This window comes from Rothia similimucilaginosa, from assembly GCF_029850875.1.
Taxonomy (GTDB): Bacteria; Actinomycetota; Actinomycetes; order Actinomycetales; family Micrococcaceae; genus Rothia.
This window is the reverse complement of sequence record NZ_JAOVAM010000002.1, coordinates 300,822-314,129: the sequence shown is the minus strand read 5'-3', so window position 1 is coordinate 314,129 and position 13,308 is coordinate 300,822. Positions and strand designations below refer to the sequence as shown.

The following is a 13,308-nucleotide window of genomic DNA, read 5'->3' as shown; positions in this document are numbered from 1 at the left end:
CACCACAAAAAAAAAAATACCCGGCGCCCCCCGAATACAATCCCAGCGGGCGCCCCACTTTTCGCTACGCCCGCCTACTTTTCAGTAGCGGCAGGATTCTGCGGCTGCTGTTCATGGGGCTCCTCCGCTTCGTTTTCGAAGCTCACGTACAGTGCCGCCAGTGACGGAACCGTCGCCTCCAGCACCTTCTGCGCCTCCTCAGCGGTCGGTGCGAGCTTCGCGCCGGTAAGTTGCAGATACTCGCGCACCGTCATGGGCTGCGCCCAGTCAAAGTGCTCACGCACGGCGGTGATATTTGCGCCTGACTGCAGCACGTTAATGCCATGGGCCAGACCGATATCCGTCACCTTCACGATAGCGTCGGTCTCCCCCGGGATATCGTACGGGTCGCAGTTCTGCAGATCTACAATGAACGGCAGCACGCCGCGGCTCTCAGCGCGCAGAGTGAACTTGGTGTGCACCTGACTCACCTCGTGCACCTCACCCACACCCACGGCGGGAACCACCATGAAGCCTGCCTGCAGGTCGTTCACCGCGTCTAGAGTGCGTACCTCCCCGAAGCCTGAGTATAGCTGCACCACCGGCACGAGGTAGCGCACCTCCGCCTTGAGCGCCTTACGAGCCTCAATATCGATGTACTCCCATGCGCCACCAGTACCGTCTGTAATGTCACCAGAGTGGTGCGCGTAAATGGCGTCCTGGCTGTTCTTCACGGTCTGCGACCAGTAGCTGATCTTGTCCATGTAGTTGCCTTCAGCATCAAACATCATCAGCGATAGATCAATGTCCACACTCTCATTCCAGAAGCAGAAGAGGCGAATCACGCCGGTAGACGGCAGGTGCACCGTCGAGGTGTTGTAGCGGCCCATACCGTCCAGGGAGGGGCGAGCGCTGCGGGTGTTCAGCGGCATGATCGTATCGCCCACCTCGTCAGGCAGGTAGATGCTGGTCTCGGCAAGGCGACCGGACAGGCCAATTTCGACCAGGCGCTCCAGCAGGTCCAGCACCACCGGGCTGTACTCGCGCGCCGGAATCATGGTAGCGATACCGGTCTTGGACAGGTTCATGCGCTGCGGGGCGGCAGGCTTAGCCTTCTGGTCAGAAGCCTCACGGCGCTCTCCGCGCTGGCTTGCGGCAGGTTCGGAGCCGACCGGAATGGACGGCAACGGGTTCTCCGGGCCGGAATGAGCGCCAAAGAACGAGCCCAATGGGTTCGGGATACCCGCATTCTGCATGAGGTTCTGAACCATCGCGATGCCCTCTGAGTTGCGGCGCGAGTAGTCAGCAAGCTCCCGGTCCTCCTGCCCCGCCACCGGGTTGACGGGGCGCTCCTTCGGCGGGTTTGCGAGCGCGTTACGTTGCAGGGTCACCAGGTTGCGGATCTGCACCAGGATAGGCGCAGATACGCGCGGCGCCACGGCGGCAAACGCGTCAAAGATGACCTGCTGGCCGGGGCTCGGCGCGGTATCAATGCCGTAGCGGGGTGTTTCAAAAGTGTCCAGGGCGCGCACCAGCTGGCGTGCAAACACACCGGGGCGGGTGGAGAGCAGACGTGCCACGTTCTGCGCATCCCGAGTTGCGTAGGCGCGGTCTACCAGCGACTCGAAGCTGTGCACCTCACCGCGGTACAGGTCGTCAGCCCAGTGGCTCAGCGCGGCCAGCGACGGGTAGTCGCCGGGGTGAACCGCCTTGACGAGGCGCTTGTACATTTCGGCGTTGGGTGCGCTGTCGTAGCGAGCACCGACCGGGTCGGCATCAATAATGCGGTTGAGCAGGTGGGCGATGCGGGTGCGTTCGCTACGGCGCAGCTTCAGGCGCGGCGCGGTGCTCAGGCTCAAATCCCCCACCGTGCCGTTGAAACGCAGACGCGAGTATGCGGCGGCGAGGGCGAACGCCTCCTTCATGGTGCGCAAATGCTCGGCATCTTCGGGATGCAGGCAGGCGGCGATGAACACGCGGTTTTCGCGGCTGGTGTTCTCCGGTCGGGTAGCCGGCAGCGCGTCATGCTGGGCGAGGAAACGGCGCAACGCCACAAGGTCGCGCTGGTCGGTCTGGTTGTACGCCTGCTGCTGACCGAGCAGCTGCTGGTAAAGGGCATCCGCCATGATCAGGGCATTTTGCACGCCGCTGACCATCTGCAGGGGTCGGCGGTTGCGTTCCATACTGGTGAAGTTGGAGCGACTCATCGGCTGCTGCCACTCGTAAGGCACGTAGTTCTCGGGCAGACCACCAAGGATGCGCTCGGTGCCGTCCGGGTTGTAGTACGGGTTGGAGAGGTAGTGCATGATCTGCTCGGTGTAGCGCTGCTCGTCGGTGAGCGTCAGGGCGCGCAGATCAAAGTCGCGGCGGAATACGCGGCCGGGGCGGTACCCGTATTCGTAGGACCAGATGGTCGCGAACAGGGTAAATTCGTTGGCGCTGGCGTTTAGCGCCTGGGCGAGGGACTCGTTGCTGAGGGTCAGACCGCAATTGCTCAGGAGGGATACTCGCCCCAGGTCGGTGTCGAATGCGCCGGAGTGGTGTAGCTCGTTAATGCTCGAGTAGTTCGAGCGGTAGTAGGGGCCATACAGGTCGGTGAAGACGTACACGCCGTAGCGGCGCATCAGGATGAGGCGCACGAGGGGGCTGAGGCCCTCGGGTGCTTCGCCGTGAAGGTATGCAGATTCGTTAAGGTAGGGTGATTCTTGCAGGTAGGGGGATGCGTCATAGGGATTGGTCACGGGTCGTCCTTTCCGTTGGTCTCACCTGACTGTCACCGTCGGTGGTGTATCTATGTTCTTATCGTAGCGGCGTGGGCACGAGTTGTCGCTGGGTTTGGTCATCGGGACCTGCGGTGTACATCTTCGCGGGGTGCAACGGACCGTTACGTATCGCGGAGTTTGGGCGGCGCTTATCCGGTGTTTGTGTATCGGTCGCTTGCTGATCTGTTGGCTGCTCACCTGTTGGCCGCGTGGGAACGGGGTTAAAAGAAAAATGGCGGGAAGCGAAGAATCCGATAAATATAAGAAAAGATATTTCAGAAAGTAGGACTCTTCATGATCCGCCATTACCTATAGAGTACTCCCGCCCCGCGACGGTGGTCAAGCCTTTTCGTCACCGAAGCATGCTCTGGGGTTTCTACCCGCCGGTGAGGCTTTAGCTAAGGGGCAAGTAGCCTCACCGGCAGGTCGGTTTTTCGGGCTAGGACTTGCCCAGTAGCGCGAGCACGGCGCGCAGGGGCGGGTTGACGTCTACGTTGGTGACGCCTACGGCGCTGTGGCTGGCGTCGAGTGCGCTGGAGTCAACGTCGAGGCGCGCGTACACTCCGCAGCAGGCGCTGAAGGATTCGAAGCGCAGGCCTTCGGCGGTGCTGGTGACGACCAGGTCTGCGGCGCGTAGGGCTCCGGCGAGGGAGCTGGGCGGCACGTAGAAGCGGGTGCGGGCGACCCTGGCGACGACCAGTAGTGCGGTGGCGTAGACGTCTGCTCGTTCGAGGAACCCGGAGAAGAAGTACGGGTGAGAGGCGGCACCTTCGGGGGTACTGCCGCCGCTGGTGGCGAGGCTGAGCGCGCGGGAGTCGGCGCCGTCGATGAGGGCTGACGGGGCGGTGTACGTGTAATCGAGGGTGTAGGCGCTTATGGCTTCTTTGCCTTTCGTATGTGGTGTATACGTCCTATGATGCCGTAAAGACTCGCGCCCCGCTACCGCTTTCATGATTGCCGTTTGGTGCATAAAAAATCCCCGGCATTCTCGGTTGAGAAGTGCCGGGGAAAAGCTCTATTGGCTCACCCTCGATGGGGTGGGCGTGGGCTCTGACGAGGGCGACTAGACGACGATCTGGCCGTTGAAGCGCATTGCCAGGCCGTACAGGACCACTGCGATAACCCAGATGACGATCACGGTGACGGTCAGGCGGATCAGGTTCTTGGACGCCATACCGGAGGAGTTCAGGGAGTTGGTCATACCGCCGCCGAACATGTCGGAGAGGCCGCCGCCCTGACCGCGGTTGAGCAGCACAAGCATCACCGCGATCACGCTGGTGATGGCGATGATGACCATGAGTACGTTCATGATGACGACCATGGGTACCTTCCTTCGTTGTCTTCTGGTGGGGTGCCTGGACTGCGCGGGAGCAGACAGACGGGTTTAACTATACGCTACGGCCGCCATTCGGTCACGTTAAGCGGCTTTTTACGCGTCGCGGTTGCTACGGCGCTGGTATTCGCTGGGGGTCAGCTGCAGGGCTGCGGGGCGGTCGGTGAGCACACGCTGGGCAGTGAGTTCGTCGCCTTCAGTGTCGTAAGCGCGCACGTATCCGCTGTCGATGAGGTAGTAGGTGAACTGCTGTGCGGCTGCCCAGTAGGCGCCTCCTTCAGCGTAGAAGCCCTGGTCTACCCAGTCGCGCAGGGTGAGGGTCACGGGGATTTCCGGTGAGGAGGTGCGACTGTAGAGCTGGTCAAGGAATTGGTCGCGACGGCTCTCGAAGTACTGGTATTCGGGCGAGGGGTCCTGGTACTCTGCACCGCCTGCGTAGCCGATGTTGCCGCCGACATTGCCGGGTAGGCGCGGGGCGCTCACTTTGCGGTTGCGCAGATAGCTGTAGAGGATCATGCCGACGAGGGCTGCGACGACCAGGGAAAAACCAAAGCTGAACATGCCGTTAAGTGTACGGGGCGAACCGCGGGGTTGGCGTATTCTGGGTGGGTTTTGCGGTTAGGGGCGAACGCGCCCGGCTCTTACACCCGGCTCTTACGCCTGAGTCATACACCAGCCTCCTACGCCCGCCCTTTGCCCCCCCGCCGCTAACTCGGTGGCGGGTAAATGGTTCAGCGCCCGGTCGGGTGGGTACCCGCCGGGCGCTGTAACGCTATGAGACGCTATGCTGCGTCGAAGTTTTATGCGTCGAAGCGTGCGATTGCTGCGAATTCGTCAGCCTGCAGGGATGCGCCGCCGACGAGTACGCCGTCCACGTCTTCCTTGCCCATGATGGAGGGTGCGGAGGAGGACTTGACGGAGCCGCCGTAGAGAACGCGTACCTTCTCTGCAACGTCTGCGGAGTAGAGCTTAGCGATTTCTGCGCGGATTGCTGCGGACATTTCCTGTGCGTCGTCTGCGGTTGCGACCTTGCCGGTGCCGATTGCCCAGACGGGCTCGTATGCGATGACGAGGGTTTCTGCCTGCTCTGCGGTCAGACCTGCGATGGAGCCGCGTAGCTGCTCGAGGGTGTACTCGACGTGGGTGCCTGCTTCGCGGATTTCGAGGGGCTCACCGACGCAGAGAACGGGGGTCAGGCCGTGCTTGTATGCTGCCTGGACCTTTGCTGCGCAGAGCTCATCGCTTTCGTGGTGGTAGGTGCGGCGCTCGGAGTGGCCGACAAGCACGAAGGTTGCGCCGAGCTTGGAGAGGAATGCGCCGGAGATTTCGCCGGTGTATGCACCGGAGTCGTGGACGGAGAGGTCCTGACCGCCGTAGAGGATGTCCAGCTTGTCGCCTTCGACGAGGGTCTGCACGGAGCGGATGTCGGTGAAGGGCGGGAAGACGGCTACTTCGGTTGCGGAAAAGTTGAAGTTTGCGTCGTCGAGGGTCCATGCGAGCTTCTGGACGAGGGTGACTGCCTCTGCGTGGTTGAGGTTCATCTTCCAGTTGCCTGCGATGAGGGGCTTACGCGACATAGTTCGCTCCTTAGCTCTCCCGCGCGGTATACCGTACGGGGTTGTTGTTCGGAATTTTCCTTTTCTATTTTAGAGGTTTGAGGGCATATTTTCACGGTTTTTGGCGCTTTTTATGCTCTCTGATGAGCATCCTCACCCTACGTTCACTGATTGTGTTGAACCCGGGTACGAAGTACCGGCAGGGTGGAGCTTAGGGGACTATACCCTGCCGATATTCTGCCGGTGGTGTTTGTCTACGGTGTGTTAGTAGCCGCCTCGGAGGCCGCCGCGGAAGAGATACGCCTCAATGCAGAAGAAGGCAATCGTCAGAACAATCACAAGAAGTCTTATGGCGAAGGAACGGCTCCAGGACAGTTTTCGGGTAGCAATCTTCTCAACGATGAGCGCCGCAAGAGCACAATAGGTGAAGCAGACGCACAGCAAAACAACAAACGAAATGATGAGAGTAGCCGTTGCTACCGAGGAAGATTCCCAATAGGCGTAGTACATCCAGCGGTAGGGAGCGTTTGTGATGAAGTAAGCAGTGAATCCACCGGTGGGGAGACAGATGAGCGAGTAGAGGCCCATACGCTTGGGCTCTGCGGGGGCAGACATCTAGAAACCCCCGCGGGAACGGTACCGAAGTACCGCCCGGCGGGGGTTCCTTACACTAAAACCGTGTACTAAATCTGTGCATCCAGATTAGGCGCCCAGTGCCTCCAGGCCGGGCAGGGTCTTACCCTCAATGTACTCGAGGGAAGCACCACCACCGGTGGAGATGTGGCCGAACTGCTCATCCTTGAAGCCCAGGTTACGGACTGCAGATGCGGAGTCGCCACCACCAATGATGGAGAATGCGTCAGACTCGACGATTGCCTTTGCTACAGCGCGGGTACCCTCAGCGAAGGGAGCAATCTCGAACACGCCAACGGGGCCGTTCCAGAAGATGGTCTTTGCGCCCTTAATCTTCTCAGCGAAAATCTCAGCGGTCTTGGGACCAATGTCCAGACCCTCAGCCTCTGCACCGAGCTTGCCGCCGGTCAGGTCCTCAACGGGGCGGACCTCGGTGTTAGCGTCAGCGGAGAATGCGTCAGCCCAAACAACGTCCACTGCGGTAATAATCTCGGTGCCCTTCTCGGGAGCTTCCTTCAGGTAACGCAGAACGTTCTCGACCTGGTCCTTCTCCAGCAACGACTGGCCGACCTCGTAGCCCTTTGCGTATGCGAAGGTGTAGCCCATGCCGCCACCAATGAGGATGGTGTCAGCCTTGCCGATCAGGTTGTCAATCACAGCGAGCTTATCAGAAACCTTAGCGCCACCCATGACCACTACGAAGGGACGCTCGGGGTCGTTCAGGGTCTTAGCCAGAACATCAACTTCCTTCTTCACCAGGTCACCCAGGTATGCCGGCAGACGCTTAGCAACGTCGTAAACGGAAGCGTGCTTGCGGTGAACTGCGCCGAATGCGTCGTTCACGTATGCGCCGTTCTCGCCGGTCAGCGCGACCAGTTCGTCAGCGAATTCGCCGCGCTCTGCGTCATCCTTGGAGGTTTCGCGAGCGTCGTAGCGGACGTTCTCAACGACCAGAACTTCGCCGTCAGCCAGGGCTGCTGCCTTAGCCTTTGCGTCCTTGCCTACCAGGTCGGTTGCAACCTTCACGGGCACGGATGCCAGCTCAGCCAGACGTGCAGCTGCCGGTGCGATGGAGTACTGGGGGTCGACCTTGCCCTTGGGACGGCCCAGGTGTGCGGTCACGATAACGCGTGCGCCAGCCTTGGCAAGCTTCTCAATGACGGGCAGGGATGCGCGGACACGGCCATCATCGGTGACAACGCCGTCCTTCAGGGGTACGTTCAGGTCGGAACGGACCAGAACGTGGCGGCCTGCGACGCCTTCTTCGAGCAGTTCGGACAGTGCCTTAGCCATAGGAATTCCTCCTGGATAGGTGGGTTTATATACCGTTTCCATCATACCGAATACTAGGGTGTTTAACAGCCTAAAAAATAGCTTTTATATGGTGTTTTCCGCAGAATATCGCGGATATTGACACTCTCTAAAACCTATTTTCTTACGGTATTTTTGACCCAAAAAAGGGTGACAGAAAATAGCATGTTTATACGTTATTGAGGGTTGTATTCAAGACCCTTGTCAAAGAGCCTTGGTACAGCAAACCCCGACTCCCCCGCTTAATGCGGTGGTGCCGGGGTTCACTATGCGTTAGTCACGCGGGGTGACGCTTAGACTCGGTGAGCGTCGTAAGCCTATTGGGGCTTAGAGGGATGCCACAACCTTGTTGGTGAACATCACGAGGCGCGAAACGTAGCCGTACTCGTTGTCGTACCAAGCGATAACCTTCACCTGGTCGCCGATGACCTTGGTCAGCGGTGCGTCGAAGACGGTGGAGATGGACTCACCCTCGATGTCCTTGGAGACGATGGGGTCCTCGTTGTACTTGATGATGCCCTTCATGGGGCCCTCAGCTGCTGCCTTGATTGCTGCGTTGACTTCCTCAACGGTGACCTCACGGGAAGCGGTGAAGGTCAGGTCGGTGATGGAGCCGGTGATGGTGGGAACGCGGACTGCGAAGCCGTCCAGCTTACCCTTCAGCTCGGGCAGAACCAGGCCAACAGCTGCTGCTGCACCGGTGGAGGTGGGGACCATGTTCACGGCTGCTGCGCGTGCACGGCGCAGGTCGCTGTGGGGAGCGTCCTGCAAACGCTGGTCAGCGGTGTATGCGTGGATGGTGGTCATCAGACCCTGCTTGATGCCGAATGCATCATTCAGAACCTTAGCCATCGGAGCGAGGCAGTTGGTGGTGCAGGATGCGTTGGAGACGATGTGGTGGTTAGCTGCATCGTACTGGTCGTCGTTCACGCCCATGACGAAGGTGCCGTCGATGTTCTTACCGGGAGCGGAGAGGATAACCTTCTTAGCGCCAGCCTCGATGTGTGCCTTTGCCTTGGTTCCGTCGGTGAAGAAACCGGTGGACTCGAGGACTACGTCAACACCCAGGTCCTTCCAGGGGAGGTTCTGGGGGTCACGCTCAGCGAGGATCTTGATTTCCTTGCCGTCAACAACCAGTGCGCCTTCCTTGACCTCAACCTCTGCGTTGAAGCGACCCATGATGGAGTCGTACTTGAGCAGGTGTGCCAGGGTCTTAACATCGGTGAGGTCGTTGATTGCGACGATCTCGAAGCCGACGCCCTCGGTCTGAGCTGCGCGGAAGAAAGTTCGGCCGATGCGGCCGAAGCCGTTGATTGCTACGCGTACGGTCACTGGAGTATCTCCTTGTCAGTGCGTTGGTGGCGGTGTACAAATCCGATGCCTTGTAGACTCTGGTTTAGTCGGATTCGTCCGTGCTCTATGTTGCCCGGTTCGTTCCGCCGTTGTTGGTAACAATCCTACCCTAGTTTGTGTGTGTTTTGGTGTGTTCTATCAATAAATTTTTGTGAGTTACACCATGAAAACCGGTAAAAACCCGTTGTTTTCTGTTGTTTTGCGTTGTGTTCACCCTTAGAAAATGTTGCGATACGGTCACGGCAACATAAACACACGCGAAACACACATTTGCTAAAAACCGCACCATATCAAGGCAAAATCTGAGGGTAAAAAATACCCTTTCACCTGCGAATGGGTTCCAATGACACCCGATACGCTCGCACACGGTGCAAATTATCACCCAAAAACAGACGACCCCAAAGTAAGACACACCACAGCCTTAAAAAGGGCTAAATACGCTCCCGATGTACAAATTGAGCATATTTCGTGTCGCATTTCGTGTCACCCTCGGCGCATCATACGAAAACACCGCACAAGAACACCGCACGAGCACACCCGTAGACACACAACACGGGGCCAGCATGGACACACCGAAAGGCGGCTAGCACACAATCCTAATAAACGACCAGCGCCACAGCACCCAAACCGGAATGAGCCGACAGCACCGGCGGTAGTGCGCTCACCAAAAACTCCGGCGCCGAAGAGTCAGCAGTATCATGAACGAGGGAGCTCTCCCCCAGCATCTGCTGAACCTGCTCGTACAGCTGTACCGCCTGCGCCGCATTACCCACATGATGCACCGCAACCACCTCACCGCGCGGGGTTGCTTTGAGAGAAAAACAGGCGGGAGAAGGATTCATCTCAGGTGCAGCCGCAGAGGTGAGCGCCGCCGCATGCCGTTGATCACGGCAGGTCTGCACGGTAACCTCCACCAGACGCTCCAGGGCGCGCGCCGCAGTACGAGGGCGCTCCACATACGTCAGCTTGCCCTCGGTAATCGTGCCAATGGGTTTGATTTGGAGCATCTGACCCACCATCGCCAATGCCGGGGAGACACGGCCGCCGCGGCGCAGGGCATCCAGGGTCGGGATATAGAAGTAGAGCGTGGACTGCTCGCAGATGGACTGAATATAGTCCACCAGCTGCGCCGCAGTCGGATAGTCGGGGTTCGGATAGTTAGGGGTCGAATAGCCAGGGCTCGGACACTCAACACTCGAGCCGGCAGATGCAGAGTTCAGCACCTCTAGGGCGCGCACCACCGCATGACCGTAGGCGCCTGCGACCGTGCGGGTATCCACCACGCTAACACCCTCGGAACCCAGGCGGCTCAGGCGGGCACCGGTGCGTGCCGCCTCCACCGTACCCGAGAGTTCACTGGACAGATGCACAGACACCACATGCGTAAAACCTCGCGACGCCAAATCATCATACACATCAGCAAACATGCCCGGCGCGGGCCCGGAGGTGCTCACCGTCTGACCCATCACGTGCGCAAGCATAATCGCCTCGTCCACCTCGGCGGCAGTCAAATCCTGCAGTTGACGATCCGGCTCACCGGGCGTGCGAATAGTCACCGGCATCGGAACCAGCACAAAATTACCGCGAGCGCTCAGGCGCTGCACGAGCTTCGGGTCGAGGGAGGCGGCGCTATCGGTTACCACGGCAATGCGGGGGGCGTTATCCTGCTCGTGTACAGGATTTGCCCGCTCAGCATGTTCCTGCTGAGTATCCTTCTGGCTCATTGGTCTCTCTTCCCTGCTGGTTATATTCACGACACAACTATTGTGTCTGGCGTCTCATTGCGGACTTCTACCACCATAGCCCCGGTAGAGCAGAACGTCCAAGTGCAACGCACTAAAGGCCGCGTTAACGGCGCAAGCCCCGCCACGCCTCCGGGTTCATTCCATAGAACGAACTGAAGCCACAGCGGGGCTTGTGCTTTATCTAAGAAGCTTAGATTACGATGTTCACAAGCTTAGGCGCACGCACAATCACCTTGCGGATCTCGGCGTCACCAATCGAACGCTGAACAGTAGCATCCGCCAGAGCCCGCTCCTGAATCTCCTGCTCAGAAATATCCTTCGCAACCTCCAGGCGAGCCTTGACCTTGCCCTTAATCTGCACAATAGCGGTGACGGTGTCATCCACCAGCAGAGCCGGGTCAACCTCGGGGAAGCCCGCGGTCAGAACCGGGGTGTCGTAGCCGAGCACGTGCCACATGTCTTCAGAGGTGTAGGGTGCGTACAGAGACAGCAGAATAGCGATGGTCTCAGCAGCCTTACGGACCGCCGGGTCAGCCGCACCGGCCCCGGAGTCAATAGCCTTACGGGTTGCGTTCACAAGCTCCATGGTCTTTGCAACAACCACGTTGAACTTACCGTTCTCCAGCAGGCCCTGAACCTCGTGCACGGTGCGAGCAATCAGCTTCTGCAGCTCCAGGTCACCGGTGGTTGCGTCAACACCGGGTTCGCTGGTGACGTCCTGAGCCACACGCCATGCGCGGGCCAGGAACTTCTGCGAACCAGCCGGGGAAACATCCGCCCAGTCAACGTCATCCTCGGGCGGGGACGCGAAAATCATGGTGGTGCGGATAGCGTCCACACCGAACTTGTCGAGCTGCTCACCCAGGTTAACGCCGTTACCCAGCGACTTGGACATAGCCTTACCGCCGTTAAGCACCTGACCCTGGTTCATGAGCGCCTTAAACGGCTCATCGTGCTTGATCAGCCCCAGGTCGCGAACAACCTTGGTGAAGAAGCGTGCGTACAGCAGGTGCAGAATAGCGTGCTCTACACCGCCAACGTACATGTCGACGGCACCCCACTCGCTCATAGCCTGCGGGTCGAAGGGGCCCTCATCAAAGTTCGGGGAAACGTAACGTAGGAAGTACCAGGAGGAATCCACGAAGGTGTCCATGGTGTCTGAGTCACGGCGAGCTTTCTTGCCACACTCGGGGCAAGGCACAATCGCCCAGTCATCGGCAGCAGCAAGAGGGGACTGGCCCTTAGGAGCCAGCTGCTCACCGCGCAGGTTATCGGGCAGCAGCACCGGCAGCTGATCCTCAGGAACCAGAACCTCGCCACAATCCTCACAGTGGATTACGGGGATGGGGGTACCCCAGAAACGCTGGCGGGATAGCAGCCAGTCACGCAGACGGTAAATGACCTTACCCTCGCCGGTGCCGGCAGTCTCAACCAGCTCAATAGCCTTAGCGATCGCCTCACCCTTCGGCAGGCCGGTCAGCTCACCAGAGTTGATGAGCACGCCGTCACCAGCTGCGGCAATACCGCTGGTAGCCGGGTCCTCAGCACCCTTAACGTCCAGAACCTTCACGATGGGCAGGTCGAACTTCAGGGCGAACTCAAGGTCGCGCTGGTCGTGCGCGGGCACAGCCATAATCGCGCCGGTACCGTAGTCAGCGAGCACGTAGTCAGAAGCCCAGACGGGCAGCTTTGCGCCGGTCAGAGGGTTAATCGCGTAGCGGCCGGTGAACACGCCGGTCTTCTCGCGGTCAGAGGACTGGCGATCAATATCGCTCAGTGCCTTAATGTCTTCGCGGTACTGCTCCAAGGCAGCCTTCTGCTCGGGTGCCACAACCTGCTCGGCGAACGCCGCATCCGCAGCAACTACGATGAAGGTTGCGCCATACAGGGTGTCCGGGCGGGTAGTGAACACGGTGAAGGATTCAGCGGGCTGGTCCTCGGTCGCCTCAATCTCGAAGCGCACCTCAGCGCCCTCGGAGCGGCCAATCCAGTTGCGCTGCATGAGCAACACGCGGTCAGGCCACTTGCCCTCCAGCTGCTCCATATCGTCCAGCAACTGCTGTGCGTAATCAGTAATCTTGAAGTACCACTGGTTCAGCGACTTCTTCGTCACGGTAGTACCGCAACGCTCACACGCACCGTTCACAACCTGCTCGTTAGCGAGCACGGTCTGGTCCTTGGGGCACCAGTTGACCATGGAGTCCTTGCGGTACGCCAGGCCCTTCTTGTAGAACTGCTCGAACAGCCACTGAGTCCACTTGTAGTACTCGGGGTCCGAGGTGTGCAGGCGGCGGCTCCAGTCAGCGGCAATAGCGTAACGCTTAAAGGACTCAGCCTGAGTCTCAATGTTCTTGTACGTCCACTCCTTGGGGTGAGTGTCGTTCTTAATGGCTGCGTTCTCAGCGGGTAGGCCGAAGGAGTCCCAACCAATCGGGTGCAGAACATCGTAGCCGCACTGCTTGAAGTAGCGGGCGTTCATGTCACCAATAGCGAATGCCTCCGCGTGACCCATGTGAAGGTCACCGGAGGGGTACGGGAACATATCCAGCACATACTTGCGGCCCTTAGGGGCGTCACCGGTGGGCTGGAAAACCTTCGTTTCGTCCCAGTAGGGGCGCCACTTGGCTTCCATAGCG

The 13,308-nt window shown here is 59.4% G+C and carries 10 protein-coding genes; all 10 read right to left on the bottom strand.

All coding sequences use genetic code 11. The annotated features are described in order from the left end of the window. Nucleotides 1-74: 74 nt before the first annotated feature. Nucleotides 75-2,720, bottom strand: coding sequence for a hypothetical protein (locus QFX05_RS02850; protein ID WP_279740742.1), 2,646 nt, complete (start codon nucleotides 2,718-2,720; stop codon nucleotides 75-77). Nucleotides 2,721-3,180: 460 nt separating this feature from the next. Then, complete coding sequence (locus QFX05_RS02845; RefSeq protein WP_279740741.1) at nucleotides 3,181-3,711, bottom strand: hypothetical protein; 531 nt, start codon at nucleotides 3,709-3,711, stop codon at nucleotides 3,181-3,183. A gap of 93 nt (nucleotides 3,712-3,804) precedes the next feature. After that, a complete protein-coding gene (gene secG, locus QFX05_RS02840; protein WP_279740740.1) occupies nucleotides 3,805-4,062 on the bottom strand; it encodes a preprotein translocase subunit SecG in 258 nt (85 codons plus the stop codon). Between the two features lie 108 nt (nucleotides 4,063-4,170). Further along, a complete protein-coding gene (locus QFX05_RS02835) occupies nucleotides 4,171-4,635 on the bottom strand; it encodes a hypothetical protein (RefSeq protein WP_279740737.1) in 465 nt (154 codons plus the stop codon). 239 nt (nucleotides 4,636-4,874) lie between these two features. Further along, on the bottom strand, nucleotides 4,875-5,651 hold the full coding sequence (tpiA, locus tag QFX05_RS02830) for a triose-phosphate isomerase (protein WP_005509126.1): 777 nt from the start codon (nucleotides 5,649-5,651) through the stop codon (nucleotides 4,875-4,877). Nucleotides 5,652-5,894: 243 nt separating this feature from the next. Beyond that, entirely contained in the window at nucleotides 5,895-6,245 is a 351-nt protein-coding gene (locus QFX05_RS02825) for a hypothetical protein (RefSeq protein ID WP_279740735.1), read from the bottom strand. Between the two features lie 87 nt (nucleotides 6,246-6,332). Next, a complete protein-coding gene (locus QFX05_RS02820) occupies nucleotides 6,333-7,556 on the bottom strand; it encodes a phosphoglycerate kinase (RefSeq protein ID WP_279740733.1) in 1,224 nt (407 codons plus the stop codon). Between the two features lie 345 nt (nucleotides 7,557-7,901). After that, complete coding sequence (gene gap / locus QFX05_RS02815) at nucleotides 7,902-8,906, bottom strand: type I glyceraldehyde-3-phosphate dehydrogenase (protein ID WP_279740731.1); 1,005 nt, start codon at nucleotides 8,904-8,906, stop codon at nucleotides 7,902-7,904. 617 nt (nucleotides 8,907-9,523) lie between these two features. Then, the gene (locus QFX05_RS02810; protein WP_279740730.1) at nucleotides 9,524-10,651 is read right to left on the bottom strand and encodes a DegV family protein; all 1,128 of its coding nucleotides are present in this window, start codon (nucleotides 10,649-10,651) and stop codon (nucleotides 9,524-9,526) included. A 211-nt stretch (nucleotides 10,652-10,862) separates the two neighbouring features. Then, on the bottom strand, nucleotides 10,863-13,304 hold the full coding sequence (gene leuS, locus QFX05_RS02805; RefSeq protein ID WP_459550492.1) for a leucine--tRNA ligase: 2,442 nt from the start codon (nucleotides 13,302-13,304) through the stop codon (nucleotides 10,863-10,865). Between the last annotated feature and the right edge of the window lie 4 nt (nucleotides 13,305-13,308).

Bases quoted from the DNA above. Each gene is read 5' to 3' on its own strand.
- QFX05_RS02820 (WP_279740733.1), bottom strand. From the start codon at position 7,556: ATGGCTAAGGCACTGTCCGAACTGCTCGAAGAAGGCGTCGCAGGCCGC.
- leuS (WP_459550492.1), bottom strand. From the start codon at position 13,304: ATGGAAGCCAAGTGGCGCCCCTACTGGGACGAAACGAAGGTTTTCCAG.
- QFX05_RS02845 (WP_279740741.1), bottom strand. From the start codon at position 3,711: ATGCACCAAACGGCAATCATGAAAGCGGTAGCGGGGCGCGAGTCTTTA.
- QFX05_RS02825 (WP_279740735.1), bottom strand. From the start codon at position 6,245: ATGTCTGCCCCCGCAGAGCCCAAGCGTATGGGCCTCTACTCGCTCATC.
- QFX05_RS02835 (WP_279740737.1), bottom strand. From the start codon at position 4,635: ATGTTCAGCTTTGGTTTTTCCCTGGTCGTCGCAGCCCTCGTCGGCATG.
- QFX05_RS02810 (WP_279740730.1), bottom strand. From the start codon at position 10,651: ATGAGCCAGAAGGATACTCAGCAGGAACATGCTGAGCGGGCAAATCCT.
- tpiA (WP_005509126.1), bottom strand. From the start codon at position 5,651: ATGTCGCGTAAGCCCCTCATCGCAGGCAACTGGAAGATGAACCTCAAC.
- secG (WP_279740740.1), bottom strand. From the start codon at position 4,062: ATGGTCGTCATCATGAACGTACTCATGGTCATCATCGCCATCACCAGC.